This is a genomic window from Streptomyces sp. NPDC002825, from assembly GCF_040295385.1.
GTDB lineage: Bacteria > Actinomycetota > Actinomycetes > Streptomycetales > Streptomycetaceae > Streptomyces.
Genome location: NZ_JBEOVH010000002.1, coordinates 389518 through 412216 on the forward strand (window position 1 = coordinate 389518; position 22699 = coordinate 412216).

Below are 22699 nucleotides of genomic sequence, written 5' to 3' on the forward strand. Positions count from 1 at the left end.
CTGAGGCGGCGGGGCGCCTGGGGTCCGGCGGGAGTCGAGCTGAGGCGGCGGGGCGCCTGGGGTCCGGCGGGAGTCGAGCTGAGGCGGCGGGGCGCCTGGGGTCCGGCGGGAGTCCAGTGGAGACGCAGTGCCCCGGCTCCGGCGTGGGTGCGGCCGAACGCCTGGCCGCCCGCCCCGGCCCGAGGGCCCGGCCCGGGCGGGCGAGCCTCCGGTCGAGCGCTTAGCTTCGGTGCATGAGCAACGTTCCGAAGCGGTTCGAGATCCTGCTGGTGCCCGAGCACGTCGAGGACCGCGGCGGTGCCACCGTCGCGGACAGCGCCGTCCGCTCGGCCGTCGTCGAGGCCTCCGGACGCCATGGTGAGACGGGCTATCCGATCTACGAGGGACACGGCATCCGCGCCGACATCGACCCCGAGACGCTGACGGTCGAGGCGCTGCTCGTCGACGGCCGCGAGCTCGACTACGGCCTCACGGCCCTGGTCCGCCCCACGGCGACCCGCTGACCCTCCCGTCCCTCCTCCCGTCCCCCCCGGTGTCCCGAAGGGGCCCGTTGACACAGCGGGCCGTCGGACAGAGACTCTGCGCGCGCAATGCGGCGAAGATTGTTTCACCAGGCGAACAGCGTCGTCGTTCCGAAGGTACGAAGGTCACGTGGGAGAGAACCGATGAGCATCCGCGACGTCTACATCGTCGACGCCGTCCGCACCCCGATCGGGAAGTTCGGGGGCGCCCTCGCCCCCGTCCGACCCGACGACCTCGCGGCCCACGTGGTCCGCGCGCTCGTCGACCGCTCGCCCGCGCTCGACCCCGCGCGCGTGGACGACGTCTACTTCGGCGACGCCAACGGCGCCGGCGAGGACAACCGCGACGTCGCGCGCATGGCCGTCCTCCTCGCCGGACTGCCCGTCACCGTCCCCGGCGTCACCGTCAACCGCCTCTGCGGCTCCGGCCTCGAAGCCGTCATCCAGGCCGCCCGCGCGATCGCCATCGGTGACGCCTCCGTCGCGATCGCGGGCGGCGTCGAGTCGATGTCCCGCGCCCCCTGGGTGCTGCAGAAGCCCGAGCGGGCCTTCCCCGCCGGCCACCAGCAGCTCCACTCCACGACCCTCGGCTGGCGCATGACGAACCCGAGGATGCCCGCCGAGTGGGCCGTCGCCCTGGGCGAGGGCGCCGAGCTCATCGCCGACAAGCACGGCATCACCCGCGAGCAGCAGGACGCCTTCGCCCTCGCCAGCCACCGCAAGGCTGCCGAGGCCTGGGCGAAGGGCCTCTACGACGACGAGGTCGTCCCGTACCCCGGAGTGGACCTCACCCGCGACGAGTGCATCCGCGACAACACGTCCATGGAGGCCCTCGCCAAGCTCAAGCCCGCCTTCCGCCCCGAGGGCGGCACCGTCACCCCGGGCAACTCCTCGCCGCTCAACGACGGCGCCGCCGCCCTGCTCCTCGTCGACGAGGACGGGCTGCGCGAGACCGGCCGCGAACCCCTCGCCCGGATCCGTACCTCCGCCGTCACCGGCATCGAGCCCCAGCTCTTCGGCCTCGGCCCCGTCGCGGCGGTCCGGCGCGCCCTGGAGAAGGCCGGACGCTCCTTCGCCGACCTCACGACCTTCGAGCTCAACGAGGCCTTCGCGGCGCAGTCGCTCGGCTGCCTCGCGGAATGGCCGGAACTCGACCCCGAAATCGTGAATCCTCGCGGTGGAGCGGTCGCGATCGGCCACCCGCTGGGCGCGTCCGGCGCACGCCTGGCCGGCTCGGTGGCCCACCAGCTCGCGGCGGCCGGCTCCGGCACGGGCCTCGCGGCCCTCTGCATCGGCGTCGGGCAGGGCCTCGCTCTGGTCCTGGAGCGCTGACGGCCCGCGGTCAGCGACAGCACGCGAGAGGGGTACGGAGAGCTTCCCGTACCCCTCTCGCGGTGCGTCACTTCGCCTGCGCGTCCTCGATGGACTTGCGGACCTCGTCCATGTCCAGCTTGCGGGCCTGCCCGATCACGTCCTCCAGGGCGTTCTCCGGCAGCGCGCCCGGCTGCGCGAACACGGCCACGTTGTCACGGACGATCATCAGCGTCGGGATCGAGCGGATCTCGAACGCCGCGGCCAGCTCCTGCTGCGCCTCGGTGTCGACCTTCGCGAAGACGAGATCCTGGTGCCGCTCGGACGCCGCCTCGAAGACCGGGCCGAACTGACGGCAGGGACCGCACCACGAAGCCCAGAAATCGATGAGCACGAACTCGTTCCCGCTCACGATCTCGTCGAAGTTGTCCTTGGTGAGCTCTACGGTGCTCATGCTGCCTACCTTTCGGGTCCTCTGGCGTGGTCCTCACGGTCCCCTGGGGACTCGCCCGGCACAACGGCGTATCGAGCCGCGCTATTCCGCACCGCTGCCACCAGACTGGGACCCATGACACGAACGGTGGAAGACGAGCACAGCTACGACGTCGTCGTGATCGGCGCGGGCCCGGTCGGGGAGAACGTCGTCGACCGGGTGCGGGCCGGCGGGCTCACCGCGGCGATCGTCGAGAGCGAGCTGATCGGCGGCGAGTGCTCGTACTGGGCGTGCATGCCCAGCAAGGCCCTGCTCCGCCCCGCGATCGCCCGCTCGGACGCCCGGAAGGTCGCGGGACTGCGCGAGTCGGTCTACGGTCCACTGGACGCGATGGAGGTCTTCGCCCACCGGGACAAGGTCGTCGGCCACTGGAAGGACGAGGGCCAGATCGACTGGCTCGACTCGATCGGCGTACGGGTCTTCCGCGGCCACGGCAGGCTCCACGGGCCCCGCCGGGTCGAGGTCACGGGCCCCGAGGGCGAGCGTCACGTGCTGACCGCCCGGCACGCGGTCGCCGTCTGCACCGGCACCCGCGCCCTCCTCCCCGAACTGCCCGGACTGCCCGCGGCGCACCCCTGGACCAGCCGCGAGGCGACCAGCTCCGACCGGGTGCCCGAGCGGCTCGTCGTGGTCGGCGGGGGAGTGGTGGGCGTGGAGATGGCCACCGCCTGGCAGGCCCTCGGCGCGAAGGTCACCCTGCTGGTACGGGGCGGGGGGCTGCTGCCGCGCATGGAGCCGTTCCTCGGCGAGCACGTGGCGGCGGCGCTCACCACACGCGGCGCCGACGTCCGTACCGGCGTCTCGGTGACCGCGGTGGTACGCGACGGGGGCACCGGCCCGGTCACCGTGGTCCTGGAGGGCGGCGACCACGTCGAGGGCGACGAGGTGCTCTTCGCGACCGGCCGCAAGCCGCGCACCGAGGACATCGGTCTGGAGACGGTCGGTCTGGAGCCGGGGTCCTGGCTCCACGTCGACGACAGCCTCCGGGTCGACGGGAGCGACTGGCTCTACGCCGTCGGCGACGTCAACCACCGGGCGCTCATGACCCATCAGGGCAAGTACCAGGCCCGGATCGCGGGCGCCGCGATCGCCGCCCGCGCGCACGGCGGCGACTCCGTGGACACCGGGCGGTGGGGCGCGCACGCGGCCACCGCCGATCACGCGGCCGTGCCGCAGGTGGTGTTCAGCGACCCCGAGGCGGCCTCCGTCGGGCTCACGCTCGCCGAGGCGCAGCGCGCCGGATACCGGGCGCGGGCCGTGGACCTCGACATGCGGTCCGTGGCCGGGGCGAATCTCTACGCCCAGGGATACCAGGGGCACGCGCGGATGGTCGTCGACCTCGACCGGGAGGTGGTCCTCGGCGCCGCCTTCGTCGGTCCAGGCATCGGGGAGCTCCTCCACTCGGCGACGGTCGCCGTGGCGGGCGAGGTGCCGATCGCCCGCCTGTGGCACGCGGTCCCGGCGTACCCGACGCTGAGCGAGGCGTGGCTGCGGCTCCTGGAGGCCTACCGGGGCTGAGGCCCGCCGCCCTGCCGGGGCATAGGCTCGCCGCGCTACCGGGTTGAGGCCCGCCGCGCTACCGGGCTGAGGCCCGCCGCCCTGCCGGGGCGTAGGCTCGCCGCGCTGCCGGGTTGAGGCCCGCGCCCGACCGGGCTGAGGCCCCCGCCACCCTGCCGGGGGCGCGCCGTCACCTCGGTTGAGGCACCGTCACTCCCCGCCGCCCACACCGGAGTCGAGAGGGACGAGGGCGCGCGCCGCCGAGCGCGCGGTCTCCAGGGCGGGCCGGGGATCGCGGCCCGGCTCCTGGCCGAGGACCACCCTGGTGCTCAACCCGTCCAGGAGGGCCAGGAGTTCGGAGGCGCGGGCGCCGGCGTCCAGCGGGGCGAAGCGCCCGCGCGCCACGCCCGCCGCGAGCAGGGTCTCCAGGTCCTCCTGCCAGCCCGCGTCCAGTTCGGCCTGCGCCTCGCGGAGTGCCGCGTTGCCGGGGGTGCGGGCCCAGAGCTCGATCCACAGGGTCCAGCGCGGATCGCGCGGGCCGCGCGGGAGGTAGAGCCGGAGGAAGAGGTCGAGCTTGCGCTCGGCCGTGATCCGGCGGGCGAGCAGCGCACGCCGCTCCTCGGCGAGCGCGGCCTCGCTCCAGCGGAGCGCGGCGAGCAGCAGCAGGTCCTTGCTGCCGAAGTAGTACAGGATGTGGCCGCCGCTGGTGCCCAGCCGCTCGGCGAGCGCCGACATGGTGAGGGAGGCGAGGCCGTCCTCGGCGATCGCCGCCATGGCCTCCTCCAGCATCCGCTCCTGCGTGACGTGTCCGTCCCGCCGTCGTGCCGCGCCTGCCACCGCCGCCGCCCCGTCCTGCCGTTCCGCTTCCGTTGGGGTCGAGCTTAGACGTCACCGTACGTGTCGGCGTCCGCCGGTGTCCGGCCCTGACCGGCCCGGCCGAACACCGTCCGCATTTCCTGGCGTCTGATGGCCGTCTTGGGCAGTTCTCATTCCTCGTGTTGCGTTTGCCGGTCGGTGTGGACGGCAGGAGACTGGTGACATCAGCGTGACTGCGCCGCTGCAAGTTGAACGTCGAAAAACTGTCCTCGGGTTGATGGTTGAAGCCGACGTCGACATTCTCGTCTCCCTTCTTCCGCGGTCCGCGGTCAGCGGTGATCCGAGAACAGTCGAGAGCGCAGTCGAAACGAGTAGATCTCGACGTCGGTCCTCTCTCTCAGGAGGTGTCCCATGAGTGGGACCCGACCGATCAACTGCATCGTCCCTCCGTACATTCTCGAGAAGCTCCTGCAGAGCGAAGACAGTGAGGTACGGCAGGCAGCTCTGGACACCCTGCTGATCACTGCTCGCCTGCGCGGTGAGCGAGGGCTCCGGGCGTTCTCAACCGGCGCGGCCGCCCCCGGTAACGGCCGGCGTACCATCTTCGACTGCGAGCAGGCGGAATTCCTCTCCGACGCCGTCCTGGCCAGGACCGAAGACGGCCCGGAGTCTGCGGACCCGTCCGTCAACAGGGCGTTCGAAGCGCTCGGCGTCACGCGCGATTTCTACAGGGAAGTGTTCCGGCGCAATTCGATCGACGGCCGGGGGATGCGCCTGGACGGGTTCGTCCACTACGGCTTCGAGGTCAACAACGCGTTCTGGGACGGCCGGGAGATGCTCTTCGGGGACGGCGACGGAAAGGAGTTCACCGACCTCACCAGATCCCCCGAGGTGATCTACCACGAGTTGGCGCACGGAGTCACCGATTACACCTCGGGATTCGAGTACCACAATCAGCCGGGTGCGCTGAACGAGTCGATGTCGGACGTGTTCGGGTCGCTGGTCAAGCAGTGGTCTCTGGACCAGACGGCCGACGAGGCGGACTGGCTGATCGGGGCTGACGTGTGGACTCCGGGAATCGCCGGCGACGCCATGCGATCGATGAAGGACCCGGGGCATGCGTACAACAATCCGCAGTTCGGCAAGGACCCCCAGCCCGACCGCATGAGCAGGTTCATCCACCTGCCCGACACCAGGAAGGGGGACTACGGCGGGGTGCACTACAACTCCGGCATTCCGAACAAGGCGTTCTACCTGACGGCCGTGAGCATCGGAGGATCCGCCTGGAAGGCTGCCGGAACCATCTGGTACGAGTCGCTCAAGGCCTCCAGCGCCGAGGACCAGTTCCAGGACTTCGCCGGCACCACCTTCCAGAAGGCCGGGGAACTGTTCGGCACGGGCAGCACCGAGCAGTCGGCCGTGCTGTCGGCGTGGCAGGAGGTGGAGGTCGAGATCAGGAGTGTCCCGACCGGAGTCGCCCGGGTGCGGAGCTTCGCGGTCGACGGGCTCGGTGGCACGCCCCGGGAGGAGGCGGCCCTCAGCAGGCAGATCGGAGCGCTGAGCGACAAGGTCACGGGGCTGGTCAAGGACATGGCCGAGCTGAAGGCCTACAGGTGAAGGTGACCCTGGAGGCGTACGGCGGGCTGGCGGCGGTGCTCGACTCCCGCCGCCGGCCGGAGGTGCTGGACACGGATGCCCTGCCCGAGAACGCCGCAGGGGAGCTGGCCCGGCTGGTGGCGGCGGCCGTCTCGATGCCCGTGGAGGGCGACGACGGCCGAGCCAGGGACGCGATGAGCTACACGATCACGGTGGAGGACGGCGACCGTGCGACCGTCCTGGAGCAGTCGGACGGCGCCATGACGCCTGCGTTCGCGTCCTTGCTCACCTGGCTCAAGAAGCACTTCGCCGGGCAGACGCAGCAGTGAGGTTCCGGCAGGCGCGGCGACGGAGTTCCGGCGGGCGCAGCAGTGACGTCCGCTCCGCACGACTGAATCTGTCGTCCCTGTCCGGCCCCGGCGCCCCCGAGCCCCGTCTCCTCAACCGTGACCGCCGTAGGTCTTGACGTGCCCTGAACCCATCGCACATCTTGAATGCCGTTCTAAGACTTAGAACGGCATTCAAGACAGGAGTGCGGTGTGCTCGAACACGAGACGGCGCCCGTGACCACGGGCCGGCCGGCGACCGACGAGGTCTTCCAGGTCGAGGAGCACGGCATCGACCCCATCCCCGACGCCGAACGGCACGGCGGAGCCAAGGACGTCTTCTGGCTCTGGTTCGGCTCGAACCTCACCTTCACCTACGTCATCAACGGCGCCCTCGCCGTCGCCTTCGGGCTCTCCTTCTGGCAGGCCACCGCCGTCGTCGTGCTGGGCGGCCTCTCCTTCCTCGCCATCGGCGCGGCCGGACTCAGCGGCGTGCGCACCGGCACCGCGACCCTCGTCATCTCCCGCGCGGCCTTCGGACGTCGCGGGAACTGGCCCGCCGGACTGCTGAACTGGATCGTCAGCATCGGCTACACCATCGTCAACACCGTCGTGGGCACCCTCGCCCTCGAAGCCTTCTTCAGCGACCTCGGCTGGAACGGCGGACACGCGGCCCGCGCGCTCGCCCTCGCCGTCACCCTCGCGCTGACCTTCGCCGTCGCCCTCTGGGGCCACGCCACCGTCCAGTTCGCCGAACGCTGGATGGCGTACGTCCTCGCCGCCGGCTTCGCCGCCCTCCTCGTGCTCGTCCTGCCCGGCGCCGACACCTCCGCCCCCGCCGCCGCGCCCGGCGCCTCCGGCTGGAGCCTCGCCTTCGTCGTCATGCTGGCGGGCCCCTTCTCGTACCTCCCCATGCCCGCCGACTACACCCGCTACCTGCCCCGCACCACCAGCCTCAAGGCCGTCACCTGGAGCGGCGCCCTCGGCGGCTTCGTCTCCTCCGTCGCCCTCGGCGTCGCCGGCGTGGCCGCCGCGACCCAGGCCGACATGACCGACGCCGTCGCGGGCACCGAGAGCCTCCTCCCCGGCTGGTTCCAGCCCCTCTTCCTGGCCCTGGTGCTCGGCGGCTCCGTCACCAACTCGATCATCACGCTCTACTCGTCGAGCCTGAACCTCCAGGTCCTCGGCATCCCCTGGAGCCGGGCCCGGGCCATCGTCATCAGCGCGGCCGTCACCGCCGTCGGCTCCCTCGGCGCCCTCTTCCTCACCGACTTCACCACCTCCCTCCTCTCCTTCCTCTCCCTCCTGATCATCGTCTTCGCCCCCTGGGGCGGCGTCTTCCTCGCCGACATGGTGCTCCGCCGCTGCACCTACGACACCGATGCTCTGCACGCCCCCGAGAGGGGCGCCTACTGGTACCGCTCCGGCTGGCACCCCGCCGGCATGACCGCACTCCTCGCCGGACTCGTCTTCTCCGCGCTCACCTGCGACTCCGAGCTGTGGACCGGCCCCCTCGTCGCCCCGCTCGGCGGCGCGGACCTCACGCTCCTCGGCTCGGTCGTCTCCGCCCTGGTGTACGTGCTCCTCGCCCGCCGCACCGTCGCCCCCGTTCAGTAAGCACCCCCGTACGACACGGAGTTCCGCCCCATGAACCGCACCGCCCCCGCCGACCTCGTCCTCACCGGGGCCCGCATCCACACCGTCGACCCTGCGCTCCCGGAGGCCCAGGCCCTCGCCGTCCGCGCCGGCCGCATCGTCTGGGTCGGCTCCGACACAGAAGCGGCCGCGTGGACGGGCGCCGGCACCCGGACCATCGACGCGGGCGGGCGGCTCGTCCTGCCCGGCTTCGTCGACGCCCACAACCACGTCCGCCTCGGCTCCGACGACGCCTGCGTCCAGCTCGCCGGCGCCCGCACCCTCGACGAGATCCACGCACGCATCCGCACCTGGCACGCGGCGCACCCGGACGCCGACTGGATCGAGGCCGAGGCCTTCGACTACTCCGCGATCCCCGACGGCCGGATGCCCACCGCCGCCGACCTCGACCCGGCCACCGGAGACACCCCCGCGCTCGTCCTCAGCTACGACGTCCACACCGCCTGGCTCAACACCGCCGCCCTCCGCCGGCTCGGCGTCGACCGTGACCACACCGAGCTGCCCTTCGGGCGGGCCGTCACCGACCCGGCCACCGGCGAGCCCACCGGATTCGTCAAGGACTTCGCGATCAAGGGCCTCTCGCGCGAGGGCCACCGCGCCCTGCGCGAGCTCGGCCTCCCCTGGGCCTCCACCGACCGGCAGTACGGTCGGCTCGCCAAGAGCCTGGACGACGCCATCGGCTACGGCATCACCACCGTCGTCGAACCGCAGAACTCCCTCGACGACCTCGCCCTCTTCGAGCGCGCCCGCGCAGAGGGCCGACTGCGCTCACGGATCGTCGCCGCGCTCTTCCACCCGCGCGGCACCAGCGAGGCGGACCTGGACGCCTTCGACGCGGCGGCCGCCGCGTACGCCGACGACCGCCTCCGCGTCGGCCCGCTCAAGCTGTACATCGACGACGTCGTCGAACCCCGCACCGCCGCCCTCCTGGAGCCGTACGCCGGCTGCTCCCACCACCGGGGCGACACCTTCTACCCGCCCGAGGAGTTCGCCGAGCTGCTCACCCGGCTCGACGAGCGCGGCTTCCAGTGCTTCGTCCACGCGACCGGCGACCGGGGCATCCGCACCGTCCTCGACGCCGTCGAGCGGGCCCGCGCCGTCAACGGGCCGCGCGACGCCCGCCACCAGGTCGTCCACGTCGAGTGCCTCGACCCGGCCGACACCCCGCGCTTCGCCGAGCTCGGCGTCGTCGCCTGCATGCAGCCGCGGCACGCCGCCCCCGACATCGCGGGACCCGGCCAGGACTGGGCCGAGAACGTCGGCCCCGAGCGCTGGCACAAGGCCTGGCCGCTGCGCAGCCTGCACCGGGCAGGCGCGGTCCTCGCCCTCTCCAGCGACTGGAACGTCGCCGAGATGGACCCGATGGTCGGCATCCACGCCGCCGTCACCCGCCGCCCGCCGGGTGGTGGCGAGGCCTGGACGGCGGGCGAGACGATCGACGTCGCGACCGCCGTCGAGGGCTACACGATGGGCTCCGCCCACGCGAACTTCCTGGAGCACGAGCGGGGCTCGCTGACGGTGGGCAAGCTGGCCGACTTCGTCGTCCTCTCCCGCGACATCCTGCGCATCGCCCCGGAGGAGATCCCGGGAACGGTGGCGGAGACGGTCGTGGTGGGCGGCGAGGTGGTCGTGGACCGCACGGGCGCGGCCCGTCGGCCGGAGGTGTGACGGGTCCACCGACGCCCAGCGGGGGGACGTGCACCGGGACCCCGGCCGCCCTCAGCCGGCGATCCGCTCCAGGACCGGGGCCAGGGCGGACGGTCGCCGGTCCACGGGCAGCGGGTCGACGAAGTGCACCGCGCACCCGAGTGCCCGCGCACCTCCGTCGGCGACCCGGTTGTCGCCGACCATGAGCACCTCGGCCGGCGCGAGCCCGAGCAGCGCGCAGGCGGCCCGGAAGATCGCGGGATCGGGCTTCAGGGCCCCCACCTCGTACGACAGCACATATCCGTCCACCAGCGCGTCGAGCCCGTGGGTGCGGAACACCGGCCGCAGGTCCCAGCCGATGTTGCTCACCACGGCCACCGGGACGCCACGGTCGCGCAGCGCGCCCAGCGTGGCCGCGGTGTCCGGGTACGGGCGCCACGCCGCCGGGCTCATGTGCCGCTCGTACAGAGCCTCCACGAGCTCCGGGTCGGTGAGCCCGGCCTCCCGGGTGAGGGCGGTGTAGACGGTGCGGTGGTGGGCCGGCGTCAGGTCCCGCTCCTCCCAGAGCGGCGTAAGACGGTCGGGCATCGATTCGGGATCGGGACCGCCGGGCTGCGCCCCGTACCGCGTGAGTCGCCGCACGAGGTCGTCGAACGCCTCGGTGCCGGGTGCGGGGCCCTGCCGTGACGCGAGGACGCCGCCGAGCCATTCCTCCACCGGCTCGATCCGCAGCAGGGTGCCCGAGAAGTCGAACATCACTCCATTGATCATTGCGGGATCGTAGACCGCCCGCGTCAGTGCTCGTCGTTCCCGGACTCCACCGTCATGCGCCGTACGAAGGTGCGGCCCGCGTCGCCCGACTCGTACACGCCGTCCTGGGTGGCGACGAGCAGCCGGCGGGCGTCCACGGCGGTGAGGGCCTGCGGGGCGCCGCCGGGCACCGGGGTGACCCGGGTCCAGGTGGTGCCGCCGTCCGTCCCGCGGAAGAGGACGCCGTCCGGGTCGATGCCGAAGAGGGCGTCGGGGGCCGCCCACGACACGTACGCGAGGACCCGCTCGGAGGCCGGTGCGAAGGTCCGGCCGCCGTCCGTGGAGCGGAGGATGCCGTTCTCCGTGGTGGCGAGGACGGTGCCGGGGGCGGCGGGGGAGACGGCGATGTCGAGGGCGCGCAGCGCGGCGCGGTCCTCCCAGGTCACGCCGTCGGCGCTGACCCGCAGCAGGCCGTTCGCGCTGTCGTAGCCGTAGACGGTGGCGTCGGGAGCGGTGTCGAGCGCGTGGAAGTCGACCTTCCCCGCGAGAGACTTCTCCCGCCAGGTGCGGCCGGAGTCCGTCGACGTGATGAGCCCGAGGTCTGCGGGTCCGTCGCCGCCCGGCGCCGGGTGACCGCTGGCCAGGAAGTCGCCCTTCGTGGTGACGGTGAACCCCATGAAGTCGTCGCGACGGTCACCGACCAGGACCGGACGGCCGTCGGCGTCCGGGCTGTGGAGGCCCTCGTGGGTCGCGACGTAGAGGGTGTCGCCGCGCAGCCCGAGGCCGTGGACGTGACCGAGCGCCGCCGCCCCGGCTCCGTCGGCCGGGGCCGGGTCCTCGGCGGAACAGGCGGTCAGGGTGAGGGCGAGCGCGGCGGCGGTGAGGGCGGCGCCGAGGGTCGTGGCACGGCGGCCGGGGAGGTACGTCTTCATCGTTCTTTCGCCAGGAGTGCGGGAGGGTTCGCCGGGGGTGAGGGAGGAGCCGGGATACGGCGGGACGCGGGCACGGGCTACGCGGGCACGACGGGGGCGGCGGGCGCGGCGGGCGCGGCGGGCCGGAGGTACGGCGGGACGCGGGTACGACGGGGGCCGGTGGCACGGCGGGCGCGGGCGCGGTGGCGGGGGCGGCCCGTCCCGGGGAGGGAGGGGCCGCCCGTACGCACGCGTGCGCGTGGGCCGGTCCGGATCAGAGCCGGTCGAGGATCTTCTTCAGCTGGGCGACCTCGGCGGACTGGGTCCGTACGACGTCGTCGGCGAGCTTCTTCGCCGTGGCGTTGCTGCCGCTCTGCTGCTCGTCCTTCGCCATGGCGACGGCGCCCTCGTGGTGCGCGATCATCAGCTCGGCGAACTTGCGGTCGAAGGCCTCGCCCTTGGTCGCGGCCAGGTCCTTCATGTCCTGGTCGGACATCATCCCGCCCATGCCGTGGCCGCCGTGGCCCGCGGACTCGGGCTTCCCCCAGCCCTTCAGCCAGGCCTTCATCTTCTGGATCTCCGGGTCCTGGGCCTGCTCGATCGCGGTGACCAGCTTCTTGACCTCGGAGTCCTCGGCCCGGCCGTCCGCGAGCTTCGCCATCTCCAGGGCCTGCTCGTGGTGCGGGATCATCATCTGGGCGAACATGACGTCCGCGTCGTTGAAGTCGCCGGGGGCCGAGTCCGCGCCGGGGGCGGCGGAAGCGGAAGCCGTCGCGGAGGACGAGGCGGACATGCCGCCGTGGTCCATCCCGCTCATGCCGTCGTCGGTGCCGCAGGCGGTGAGGAGCAGTCCGGCCGCGGCGAGGGCCCCGGCGAGGGCGAGCTTGCGGGTGGTGCGGTTGCGGTTCGTGCGGTTCGTGAAGGCACGCATGGTGATACCTCGTGTGTGTGCTGTGTCTACGTACAGGCGGATGGGGAAGACCGGAGGTGCGTGCGGGCAGCGCGAGGCGACCCGGGGCGCGACGGGTTCGGTCTAGATCCGCAGGACGGACAGCCGGGCGAGGTCCGGAGGGCGCGGGGGAGGGGCGTGCGGCCCGACCGCGCGGACGAGCCGCGCGAGGAGAAGGGTGAGCCACTCGGGGCGGCGTCCGAGTGCGGCCCGGAAGAGCCGGGCGAGCAGCCAGGCGCCGAGGACGGCGACACAGAGCGTGGTCATGTCCATCCCCGCACCCGGCTGGTGCCGGGCGTCGGAGCTGTCGCCGTGCGGCGCGGCGACGGCCGGGGCGGTGGGGTGCGGGGAGACGGACGTGTGCATGCCGGCGGCGGCCTCGGCGCGACCCATGGCGTGCATGCGGCCATCAAAGCGCTCGGCGCGACCCACGGCGTGCATGCCGCCATCGGAGCCCCCGACGTGGCCCACGGCGTGCATGCCGCCATCGAAGTCCCCGGCCCGACCCACGGCGTGCATGCCGGCGTCGGAGCTTTCGCCGCGACTCGCCGCGTGCATGCCGCCGCCGGAGCCCTCGGGGTGGCCGACCGCGTGCATCAGGAACACCCCGAGCGCGAGCACGACGACGAGCAGGAGGTGCCCGATGGCACCTCCTGCTCGTCTGCGGCGTTCCGCTCGGTATACGCGCACGATTCAGGGCCTCCTGGCCCCGACGATACCGTGCGGGGGTATCAACCGCGCATCAGGAGAGGGTCTCGCCCGACATCGCCGCCGCCATCCGCAGGTGCGGCGCGGCCTCGTCCCGGCGGCCCTGGCGTTCCAGGGTGCGCCCGAGCATCAGCCGGGCGTAGTGCTCGACCGGGTCGCGCTCCAGGACGGCGCGCAGCTCGGTCTCGGCGCGGGAGAGCTGCGCGGAGTGGTAGTAGGCACGGGCGAGGAGGAGCCGCTGCGCCGTCTGCTCCGGGTGCTCGGCGACGAGGCCGTTCAGGATGCGGATGGCGGTTGCGTACTCCTTCGCCTCGAAGAACAGCTGCGCGCGGTCCCAGCGTTCCCCGGCCGTTCCGAACTCGTAGTACGTGTCGCTCACTTGCTCTCCCTTTCCGGGGCTCCGGATCTGCCACCCTGGGGGGTGGCCGTTCACGTCAACACCGCTTGTTAGTTGAACATTCCACCAAGGATGGGTTGAGCGTCATGAGCAATCTCGATCGTCAGGCCACGCTGACCGTGTGCGGCGGCCGCGGCTTCGTCGTCGCCGAACCCGTACGGGAGCTCCTCAGCCCCCGGCGCGTCCAGCTCGGCGAGTCGACCGAGGTCCGCAGACTGCTCCCGAACCTCGGCCGCCGCATGGTCGGGGCCTGGGCCTTCGTCGACCACTACGGCCCCGACGACATCGCCGACGAGCCCGGCATGCAGGTCCCTCCCCACCCGCACATGGGGCTGCAGACCGTCAGCTGGCTCCACGAGGGCGAGGTGCTGCACCGCGACTCCACGGGCAGCCTGCAGACGATCCGCCCGCGCGAACTGGGCCTCATGACCTCCGGCCGGGCGATCTCCCACTCGGAGGAGAGCCCCCGGCCGCACGCCCGCTTCCTGCACGGCGCGCAGCTCTGGGTCGCACTGCCCGACGCGCACCGGCACGTCGAGCCGCACTTCCAGCACCATGCCGATCTGCCCCGGGTCACCGCGCCCGGCCTCACCGCCACCGTGATCCTCGGAGCGCTCGACGGAGCCGCCTCGCCGGGCACCACGTACACCCCGATCGTCGGCGCGGACCTCGCCCTCACCGCCGGCACGGAGACCCGCCTGCCCCTGGAGCCCGACTTCGAGTACGCGGTCCTGGCGATGTCCGGCGAGGCGCGGGTCGACGGCGTGCCCGTCCTGCCCGGCTCGATGCTCTACCTGGGCTGCGGCCGCACGGACCTCCCCCTGCACGCCCTCTCGGACGCGGGCCTGATGCTCCTCGGCGGCGAGCCCTTCGAGGAGGAGCTCGTCATGTGGTGGAACTTCGTGGGCCGCACGGACGAGGAGATCCGGAAGGCCCGGGAGGACTGGATGACGAGCGACCGCTTCGGCGAGGTGAAGGGGTACGACGGGGGCAGGCTGGACGCGCCGGAGGTGCCGGCGACCCAGCTGAAGGCGCGGGGGCGGGTGCGCTGACAACTGTGGGAGGGGGTATCGCCTCCCTCCCGCAGTCCGAGATCATGGCCCGCCTGCGGGTGCCCCGGCCGGTCGGCCGACTCCGGATCACACCGGAGGTGGTCCTGGCCGACAAGGCCTATTCGTCCCGCGCAATCCGAGGCCATCTCCGCCGACGCGGCATCCGGGCCGTGATCCCGCAGCCCTCCGACCAGGCCGCGAACCGCAAACGACGCGGCCGGCTCGGCGGCCGTCCGTCGGCCTTCGACGCAACGCCTACAAGCAGCGGAACACCGTCGAGCGGTGCATCAACAGGCTCAAGCAGCGGCGCGGCCTGGCGACCCGTTACGACAAGACTGGCTCTATCCACCTCGCCGGACTCCACCGCCATCTTCATCTGGTCAGCCAGATGACTCCAGCCGGACTGCCTAAACCCATCCCTGGTCGAGGTACACCGTCCACGTGTCTCCCACTGCCTTGTGCAGTTCAACCAGGGCCGCAACGTCGGCGATGGCTGCTGGGGCGTCGGACAGTCGCAACGGGGAGTCCGGGACGCTGTTGCGGGTGTAGACCGGCAGCTCGCCGTTGCAGTCGAAGGCGTGAAGCGATGGGTAAGCATCGTTGAACCATGCGGGGCAGTTCTCCTCGGCCCATGCAGCCGCGGCGTCAACACGATCCACATGCACCAGTAGATGCTCAGGAGCAGGCCCGCCACTGAACTGCACGAGGAAGCCATGAGCGTCCACTGCCCACCAATCCCACATGAATCCAGGTCGGGGGTGCCGCAGGGTTGTCGTCATGTCATCACCGTATCCAGGCCGGACAAGACCGTTGAAGGTGATCCGAAGGAAACGGCCTAGCGACCTGAGTCAGAGATTCGCTGTTCGTTGGGCATGAGTCGTCGGGGTCCGATTGATTCCGAGGTTGTCGGTCACTGATGCCCAGCGGGTGGTGCTGGAGGGCTGGTTACGTCGCCGCATGACGGCCCAGGCCTTGGCTCAGCGGTCGCGCTCCGGACACGGTCCGCACCCGGCGGCCTCGCTTCCTCGAGCAGGGCCTGGACGGCTTGTGCGACGACCCGCGGCCGGGTGTTCCGCGGAAGATCACCGATGCCGACGTCGAGCGGGTCATCGTCAAGACGCTCGAGGAGACACCGAAGAACGCGACCCACTGGTCGACCAGATCGATGGCCGCGGCCACGGGAATGTCGCAGTCCACGGTCTCGCGGGCCTTCGCACTGGCCCCGCACGGACGCAGACGTTCAAGCTGTCCACCGACCCGCTGTTCATCGACAAGGTCCGCGACGTCGTCGGTCTCTACCTCGACCCGCCGGAGAAGGCCCTGGTGCTCTGCGTGGACGAGAAGTCGCAGATCCAGGCCCTGGACCGGTCCCAGCCGGTGCTGCCGATCGTGCCCGGTGTTCCCGAACGCCGCAGTCACGACTACGTCCGGGACGGCACCACCACCCTGTTCGCCGCCATCGAGGTCGCCATCGCCAAGGTCATCGGCTCCGTCCACCGCCGCCACCGGGCGGCGGAGTTCAAGAAGTTCCTCGCGAAGCTGGACAAGGAGGTCTCGGCTGATCTGCAGGTTCATCTGGTCCTGGACCACTACGCGACCCACAGGACGCCCGACATCAAGCGGTGGCTGCTGGGTCACCCTCGGCTCCACCTGCACTTCACGCCGACCAGCGCGTCCTGGCTGAACCTGGTCGAGCGGTGGTTGGCCGAGCTGACCCAGAAGAAGCTCAAGCGGGGGGTGTCCACCGCTTGGTCCAGGCCCTCGAACGCGACAAACGAGCACCCCAGACCGCTCGTCTCGACGAAGACAGCCGACGAGATCCTCGACAAAGTCGCGGCTTACTGCCGACGAATCTCTGACTCAAATCACCAGTGCTGTGACCGCAAAGGTTCACCGGCCTGGGGCGCGTGTGTCTTCCTTTGGCTGAGCAGACGTTCAGGAGTACTCGCGCAAGGGAGCCGTGGCAGGAACGCAGCGCGTCACACGCCGGCGGATGAGCTTTGTCGTCGGGAGAGGGTTAGCCTGCGTCGCTCTCGGTCGATCTCGGTGACGACCACCGTGATCGCGTCGCCGACCTGGACGACATCTGCTGGAGTCTCCACCGGTGTCCAGGCGAGCTCGCGCAGGTGAACCAGTCCCTCGATCCCGTCGGCAACCTGGACGAAGACGCCGAACGGGATCAGCTTGGTGACCTGGCCAGGCAGTTTCTGCCCCACCGCGATGGTGTCGGCGAATACCTGAAAGGGGTCCGGCTGTGTGGCTTTCAAGGACAGCCTGGCCTCCAGGTTCCATGTGTCGAACTGGAGGAACTCGCATGAGACGCGCTGTCCGACCTGCACGACGTCGGTGGCTGCCTCGAAGCGTCGCCAGGACAGTTCAGCGAAGGAGATGAACCCGACGCCGGGGAAGACCGGATGGTCGGGTCCTTCGTCCAGCGCCACGAACACACCAAACCGTTCGATCGCTGTGACGGTGCCGGAAAGGAGCTCGCCGCGGTGCAGTGACTCCAGGAATGCCCAGAGTTCTGGGTTCTCAGACGACCCACCCATCATGGTCCCAGCCTTTCACGAGGAGCTGCGCACTGGGTAGGACGTGCGCTCAGGCTGCGGTCTTGAGGGGACGTCCGCCCCAGCGGATGCCTTTCTCGCTGCGGATGCGGGCCCGTTCCTTGCGTTCGGGGGCCAGGGCGTCGCTGTGGCGGGCGTTGGCGTTGCGCCAGCGCAGGTAGGCGTGCAGGGCCCGTGTCTGGACGGTGTGGTTGGAGTGGTGGGAGATGGCGATATTAAACTGCCGTAGCGGTCCAAGTGGGCCTCGATCGGGTTCGTCCACGAGGCGTAGGTCGGCGTGAAACACAGCTCGACCCTGTGTTTCCTCGCCCAGCGGCGAATGTCGCCGCCCTTGTGGGCGGACAGGTTGTCCAGGATCACGTAGATCGGGGCGCCGTCCGGGCGGGCGGCGCGGATCGACTTCAGCGCGGCCAGCGTGTGAGCGGCACCCTTTCTGCGGCGGTTGACGCCCCGCAGGGTGTCGTCGCCGACCGAGTAGCAGCCGTGGAAGTACCGCACGCCGTGGGTGCGGTGGTGGGTGGCGGGCAGCCGGTCGGGACGACTCTGCTCGGCCCAGCCCGAGCCCGCGGTGGGGCGGATCCCGAGCGGGCCGAACTCGTCGAAGGCGAAGACCCGGTCGGGGAGACGGTCCAGGACCTCCTCGATCCGGTCCGGTTTCGCCTCGCGGTCGGGGTCCGGAGATTCCTTCCACGTCTTGGTGCGCTGGAAGGCCACGTCGCGGCGGGCGAGCAGGCAGCGTAACGCCTCGCGGCCGATCCGGATCACGCGGCCGTGGACTTTGCGCAGGTAGGCGACGGGCTTGCGCAGGACCAGCGGGTGAAGGGCTGGCCGAGTTTGGTCGGGCGGGTGATGGCCGTCTGGATGACGAAGTCCTCGTCGTCAGGGCTGAGCTGGCGGGGACGGCCTCCCGCCCACCGAGGGGTCAGGCAGGCCAGGCCGATCTCGTCGAAGCGGTGGATCACGTCCCGGACGGTGTCCTCGTCGGCCTGCACCAGCTGGGCGATCACTGGCACCCGGTTCCCTCCGGCCGAGGCCAGCAGCATCATCGCGCGCCGGTAGCGCACCGAGTTGGTGCTGCCCCGGCGCACGATCTGCCGCAGTTCCTGCCCTTCCGGGTCAGTCAGTCTGCGGACACAGAGAGGCTCGGCCACCGCACCTCCAGCAGTCGGAACGGACGTCACTCCCGTCCAACCGCCGCGATCACCAAGCCGGCCAACCTATGTGGTCAGAGCACGGGGGCGTGTATCGAAAGCACGGACAGGCCGGGCGGGGTGATGTCCCGGTCCGGCCCGTCCGCTCTCTGCTAAAGGTCGAGCTGATACTGGTGTGTCGTGTGCGTGGGTGTGTAGCCGAGACTGTCGTTGACCCGTCGCATGTGCGCGTTGCTGTCGGCGGTGTCGGTCAGGAGGTCACCGAGGTCCGGATAGTCCCTGTGGGCCTGTCGGATCGACTCGGCCTTCATCCATCGGCCGAGGCCGTGACCTCGGTGCTCGGGCAGCACCCCCGTGCCGTAGTGCTGGCCGTCACCTGAGCCGTTGCCGGGGATGACGAGTTCGGTGAAGGCGGCAATCGAGCCGCAGAGTTGAGCTCGGCCCCCTCTTGACCGACCCCTGACCTGACGGCGAAACGCCGCGGCTTGCCGGGGCGTTTTCTCAGTTCAGCGCAAGCCGTCTGTGTCGTCGTGCTGTTCGCCGACTGGGAGTGGCCGACGGTCCTCCGCCGGGTCATCGCTGTAGATGGCCGCGGAGACCGCCCTGTTGTAGGCATCGTCGAGGCCGTTACCGCTTGCGCCGAGTATGTTCTCCCAGTCAATTCCCATACCTACGAGCCTACCCGTAGTGTTCGAGGAACCGAGCGATGTAGGCGTTGAGCTCGTCCGCCTGGGCAAAGATCGCAGCTTCCTCTCCTGGAATGTGGGCGGCGCGGCCAGCCTCGTCATCGGCGAGGTGTTCTGCCTCGGGAGGTTGTGGACGGCTGGGCAGTTGAGTCCTATGGGCCGGTACAGTCGCGTGCATTTGCCACACGTTGATCGCCGCGACCAGGACTGTCGCTTCGTAGCGGACAGCGAGCTTGTCGTACCGCGTGGCGACAGCTCGGTTCCTCTTGAGGCGGTTGATCCCACACTCGACCGCGTGGCGCTCGCGGTAGTCGCCGGGTCGAAGCGCGGCGGTCGGCCGCCGCGGGAACCGAGCCTTCGGCGGTTGCGGGCCTGGTCGGCCTTGTCCGGGATGGTGCAGCGAATCCCGCGGCGGCGCAGGTAGCCGCGGTTCCTGCGGGAGGTGTACGCCGCACGCGGTTGGGGCGGACGCGTGGCCGTCCCGGACCGATGCGGGGCACGCGGACCTTGTCAAACGCGAGTTCGAACTGCGGCGAGTCGCGGCGGTGCCCGGCCGTGATCACGATCGACATGGGTTTCTGACCCTGCTCGACGGCCAGGTGCAACTTGGTGGTGAAACCGCCGCGTGAGCGACCCAGTCCGTGGTCCTCGGGTTCGGTGAAGCCACCGCCTGGCGGTTCCTTCTGCAGGTCACCCTGCCTGCGGGCCCCAGTCGCATGCTGATGAGCACGACAGACCGTGGAGTCGACGCTCAGGTCCCACGTGATCCTCCCCTTCGCGTCGGCCAAGGACTGCAGCCGCGGGTACCACCGTTCGCCTCGTCGACCGCCACTCGTCATCGAGGCGGCGTGAGCCCGGTTCGATTGTCGAGCGGAGGTAGATCCGGGTCGTGCCCGGTGCGTACTCGTGAGAGAACGCCTTCACGCAGTAGGCGAGGTGCTCGGCGTCGGGCGAATCCATTGTCGGGGCAGAACCCGCCCATCAGCATCCCGTCGATGAGCGTCTCGTGCTCCGGAAGCCGGAGGTCCGTGAATCCGGCCGCTGGGCGGTAGTTCGCCGGTTCGGGGTGCAGGTTGCGGATCAGGCGGGCACCCTTGGGCATCAGCGGAGCCATGTATGCCGTCGCTTCGCGGGCTCAGCAGCCCGGTGTCGTACCGCTCGCCGACCTTGTAAGCGGCCCGCCGGTCCGCGGCGTTCTCCGGGACGCGCAGGCCGATCTGCTCACTTCCTGGTTCGCAGGTCGCGCCACAGGGCCTTCCTGGGGCTGTGCCAGGCCGGCTGCGGCTGGACTCGACATCCGGACGGGGGGTGGCGAGGTGCCGGCCTCGCTCCCCGTTGGCCGAATTCATGATGGTGTCTCCGTAACCGGAGTCGGGCTCCACGCCGGCGGCCGACCTTCCTCGGGTGCGAGCCCGATTGCCGCTGTGACCGCCGTCCACTTCCTCCGCACGTCATGGTGGACGCCTACCACGAACGCCTTCCGCCGCGGGGTGGCCCGGGGCCTCGGTCGGTCCCACGCTTCCCGCACCTCGAATAACCGAAATACCGAACAGGTCGAATTGCCGAACACGGTGGCGCTGAACGGAAACGGCACGCCTTAATCAGGTCAACTTGTGTGAGGGCCCGGAATTTCTGTTATCCGGGCCGGGCCTGACGCGCCGCAGATGTAACTCGTCGGAAGCGTTGACGTAACCTCGGCTCGAAATCTATCTTCTGCTCGCAGTGTCGCACGCTGTTCGTGATTTCGAACAATCAGGCCCCTCGTCGCAGTGGCTCGACCGCGCGGAACGGCCCGGGCCCGGAGGATGCATGGAACGGAACCGAAAGAACGCTGCTCGCCCCGGTGGGCCTCCTTTACTCGTCCCCCCGGGTATTCGCGTCCTTCAGAAATGCCGCCTCCGGCGCCGCGCCTTCGGCAAGCCGGGCCGCGCCGGCACGACGACCGCATTCACCAGCAATGAGTCGAGCACGTGTGCATACGACTCGCCGGACGCCGACCGCTGTTTCGCGGTACGGCCCAGGCCCAGTCGGGCAACGGCGGGAGTTTGACGACAGGGCCTCGTCCGGCGGCGGCCGGAAAGCAGGCACCGCATGCCACTGCACCCCTTCAGGCGTCCGGCTCCGGGCCAGGCGCTCGAACCGCCTACTCAAGGAAGTGAGAGGTCACCATGCGCAGACGCCGACTCCACCACGTACACCCGTCCTTGGTGCTCGCCGCCATGTTTGCGGCCCTGGTCTCGCTGGCGGCGATACTCGTCGCCGGCCCGGCCGAGGCGGCCACCAGCGGCGCCTTGCGCGGTGTCGGTTCTGGCCGGTGTCTCGACGTGCCGGGTGCCGTCCAGACCGACGGCACGAACCTGCAGGTCTGGGACTGTCACGGCGGGACCAACCAGCAGTGGACGCTGACGGACGACAACCGGCTGACCGTATACGGCAACAAGTGTCTCGATGTTCCCGGCCACGCCACCACGGCCGGTACCCGGCCGGTGATCTGGTCCTGCAACGGCGGTACGAACCAGCAGTGGCGGGTCAACGCCGACGGCACGGTCGTCGCCGTGGAGTCCGGGCTGTGTCTGGACGTTTCGGGTGCCGGTACGGCCAACGGCACGGCGGTGCAGCTCTGGGCGTGCAGCGGCGGCAGCAACCAGAAGTGGACCGGCCTCGGCTCGTCCAACTCGTGCGCTCTCCCGTCGACGTACCAGTGGAGCTCGACCGGCCCGCTGGCGCAACCGGCCAACGGGTGGGCCGCCCTGAAGGACTTCACCACCACCACGTACAACGGCAAGCGCCTGGTCTACGCGACGTACTCCGACGGCAACTGGCACTCGATGGGCTTCGCCCCCTTCACCAACTGGTCGGACATGGCCACCGCCACCCAGACCGGCATGAGCCAGGGCGCGGTAGCTCCGAAGCTGTTCTACTTCGCGCCCAAGAACATCTGGGTGCTGACCTCGAACGGGTGGGGCACCCAGTGGCCCTTCGTCTACCGCACCTCCAGCGACCCCACCAACCCCAACGGCTGGTCGGCGGCGCAGCCGCTGTTCACCGGCAGCCTCTCCGACGGGAGCGCGATCGACCCGACCATGATCGCCGACGGCCAGAACATGTACCTGTTCTTCGCCGGTGACAACGGCAAGATCTACAAGTCGGCCATGCCGATCGGGAACTTCCCGGCCAGCTTCGGCTCGTCGTACACGACCGTCATGACCGACACGGTGAAGAACCTGTTCGAGGCGCCGGAGGTCTACAAGGTCCAGGGCCAGAACCAGTACCTCATGATCGTCGAGGCTCGGGGGGCGAGCGAGCAGCGCTTCTTCCGTTCGTTCACGGCCTCCAGCCTGGACGGTCCGTGGACGCCGCAGGCGGCCACCGAGTCGAACCCCTTCGCCGGCAAAGCCAACAGCCGTGCCGACTGGACCAACGACATCAGTCACGGCGACCTGGTCCGCAACAACCCCGACCAGACCATGACCATCGACCCCTGCAACCTGCAGCTCCTCTACCAGGGCCTGGACCCCAACACACCGTCGGGCACCCCCTACATCCAACTGCCCTACCGGCCGGGCCTGCTCACGCTGCAGCGCTGACCCGCGTGCTGGTGATCAGCAGCACGTGACCCCCACCGCCGATCCGGCCCGGACAGCGCCATCCGCCTTCCGGGCCGG

The 22699-nt window shown here is 70.7% G+C and carries 18 protein-coding genes and 4 pseudogenes; 10 read left to right on the plus strand and 12 right to left on the minus strand.

Going from position 1 to position 22699, the window contains the following annotated elements:
• Positions 1–233: 233 nt before the first annotated feature.
• Together ABT041_RS04220 and ABT041_RS04225 are read left to right on the plus strand one after the other, a co-directional pair.
• Positions 234–503 (plus strand): hypothetical protein, encoded by a 270-nt coding sequence (locus ABT041_RS04220; protein WP_351178649.1) that lies wholly within the window; start codon positions 234–236, stop codon positions 501–503.
• A 162-nt stretch (positions 504–665) separates the two neighbouring features.
• Positions 666–1853 carry a thiolase family protein gene (locus ABT041_RS04225; RefSeq protein ID WP_351178652.1) on the plus strand — a complete coding sequence of 396 codons (1188 nt, stop codon included), beginning with the start codon at positions 666–668 and terminating at the stop codon, positions 1851–1853.
• A 67-nt stretch (positions 1854–1920) separates the two neighbouring features.
• Here the strand turns inward: ABT041_RS04225 and trxA are convergent, their stop codons facing one another.
• Entirely contained in the window at positions 1921–2286 is a 366-nt protein-coding gene (gene trxA / locus ABT041_RS04230) for a thioredoxin (protein ID WP_041132548.1), read from the minus strand.
• A 114-nt stretch (positions 2287–2400) separates the two neighbouring features.
• Here trxA and ABT041_RS04235 point away from each other — a divergent pair, with 114 nt between their 5' ends.
• The gene (locus ABT041_RS04235) at positions 2401–3843 is read left to right on the plus strand and encodes a dihydrolipoyl dehydrogenase family protein (RefSeq protein ID WP_351178655.1); all 1443 of its coding nucleotides are present in this window, start codon (positions 2401–2403) and stop codon (positions 3841–3843) included.
• A gap of 189 nt (positions 3844–4032) precedes the next feature.
• Here ABT041_RS04235 and ABT041_RS04240 read toward each other — a convergent pair whose 3' ends face one another.
• Positions 4033–4659: a TetR/AcrR family transcriptional regulator gene (locus tag ABT041_RS04240; RefSeq protein WP_351178658.1), complete on the minus strand. Its 627-nt coding sequence runs from the start codon at positions 4657–4659 to the stop codon at positions 4033–4035.
• Between the two features lie 390 nt (positions 4660–5049).
• Here ABT041_RS04240 and ABT041_RS04245 point away from each other — a divergent pair, with 390 nt between their 5' ends.
• The 4 genes from ABT041_RS04245 to ABT041_RS04260 all read left to right on the plus strand — a co-directional run bounded on the left by ABT041_RS04245 (position 5050) and on the right by ABT041_RS04260 (position 9884).
• Positions 5050–6255: a M4 family metallopeptidase gene (locus ABT041_RS04245; RefSeq protein ID WP_351178661.1), complete on the plus strand. Its 1206-nt coding sequence runs from the start codon at positions 5050–5052 to the stop codon at positions 6253–6255.
• The gene (locus ABT041_RS04250; protein ID WP_351178664.1) at positions 6252–6563 is read left to right on the plus strand and encodes a protealysin inhibitor emfourin; all 312 of its coding nucleotides are present in this window, start codon (positions 6252–6254) and stop codon (positions 6561–6563) included. The genes ABT041_RS04245 and ABT041_RS04250 overlap by 4 nt, the downstream gene beginning before the upstream one ends.
• Before the next feature lie 210 nt (positions 6564–6773).
• A complete protein-coding gene (locus ABT041_RS04255; RefSeq protein ID WP_351178667.1) occupies positions 6774–8177 on the plus strand; it encodes a purine-cytosine permease family protein in 1404 nt (467 codons plus the stop codon).
• A gap of 30 nt (positions 8178–8207) precedes the next feature.
• Positions 8208–9884 carry an amidohydrolase gene (locus ABT041_RS04260; RefSeq protein ID WP_351178670.1) on the plus strand — a complete coding sequence of 559 codons (1677 nt, stop codon included), beginning with the start codon at positions 8208–8210 and terminating at the stop codon, positions 9882–9884.
• 51 nt (positions 9885–9935) lie between these two features.
• Here the strand turns inward: ABT041_RS04260 and ABT041_RS04265 are convergent, their stop codons facing one another.
• From ABT041_RS04265 to ABT041_RS04285, 5 genes are all read right to left on the minus strand, one after another.
• Positions 9936–10634, minus strand: coding sequence for an HAD family hydrolase (locus ABT041_RS04265; protein WP_351178673.1), 699 nt, complete (start codon positions 10632–10634; stop codon positions 9936–9938).
• Positions 10635–10657: 23 nt separating this feature from the next.
• Positions 10658–11545, minus strand: coding sequence for a F510_1955 family glycosylhydrolase (locus ABT041_RS04270; RefSeq protein ID WP_351178676.1), 888 nt, complete (start codon positions 11543–11545; stop codon positions 10658–10660).
• 253 nt (positions 11546–11798) lie between these two features.
• Positions 11799–12455, minus strand: coding sequence for a DUF305 domain-containing protein (locus ABT041_RS04275; protein ID WP_351178679.1), 657 nt, complete (start codon positions 12453–12455; stop codon positions 11799–11801).
• A 102-nt stretch (positions 12456–12557) separates the two neighbouring features.
• Entirely contained in the window at positions 12558–13163 is a 606-nt protein-coding gene (locus ABT041_RS04280; protein WP_351178682.1) for a hypothetical protein, read from the minus strand.
• 52 nt (positions 13164–13215) lie between these two features.
• Complete coding sequence (locus ABT041_RS04285) at positions 13216–13560, minus strand: tetratricopeptide repeat protein (RefSeq protein ID WP_351178685.1); 345 nt, start codon at positions 13558–13560, stop codon at positions 13216–13218.
• A gap of 104 nt (positions 13561–13664) precedes the next feature.
• Between ABT041_RS04285 and ABT041_RS04290 the strand changes: the two genes are divergently transcribed.
• A complete protein-coding gene (locus tag ABT041_RS04290) occupies positions 13665–14630 on the plus strand; it encodes a pirin family protein (RefSeq protein ID WP_351178688.1) in 966 nt (321 codons plus the stop codon).
• A 407-nt stretch (positions 14631–15037) separates the two neighbouring features.
• Here ABT041_RS04290 and ABT041_RS04300 read toward each other — a convergent pair whose 3' ends face one another.
• Positions 15038–15409 (minus strand): hypothetical protein, encoded by a 372-nt coding sequence (locus ABT041_RS04300; protein ID WP_351178691.1) that lies wholly within the window; start codon positions 15407–15409, stop codon positions 15038–15040.
• 112 nt (positions 15410–15521) lie between these two features.
• Here ABT041_RS04300 and ABT041_RS04305 point away from each other — a divergent pair.
• A pseudogene (locus tag ABT041_RS04305) lies at positions 15522–16481 on the plus strand (IS630 family transposase); the annotation flags it as partial.
• A 128-nt stretch (positions 16482–16609) separates the two neighbouring features.
• Here the strand turns inward: ABT041_RS04305 and ABT041_RS04310 are convergent.
• From ABT041_RS04310 to ABT041_RS38990, 4 genes and pseudogenes are all read right to left on the minus strand, one after another.
• A complete protein-coding gene (locus ABT041_RS04310) occupies positions 16610–17182 on the minus strand; it encodes a S1 RNA-binding domain-containing protein (protein ID WP_351178694.1) in 573 nt (190 codons plus the stop codon).
• A gap of 46 nt (positions 17183–17228) precedes the next feature.
• A pseudogene (locus ABT041_RS04315) lies at positions 17229–18348 on the minus strand (IS630 family transposase).
• A gap of 152 nt (positions 18349–18500) precedes the next feature.
• Positions 18501–18773 (minus strand): annotated as a pseudogene (locus tag ABT041_RS04320) (GNAT family N-acetyltransferase); the annotation flags it as partial.
• A 442-nt stretch (positions 18774–19215) separates the two neighbouring features.
• Positions 19216–19834 (minus strand): annotated as a pseudogene (locus ABT041_RS38990) (IS5 family transposase); the annotation flags it as partial.
• 1368 nt (positions 19835–21202) lie between these two features.
• Here ABT041_RS38990 and ABT041_RS04330 point away from each other — a divergent pair.
• Positions 21203–22621, plus strand: coding sequence for a non-reducing end alpha-L-arabinofuranosidase family hydrolase (locus ABT041_RS04330; RefSeq protein ID WP_351178697.1), 1419 nt, complete (start codon positions 21203–21205; stop codon positions 22619–22621).
• Positions 22622–22699: the final 78 nt, after the last annotated feature.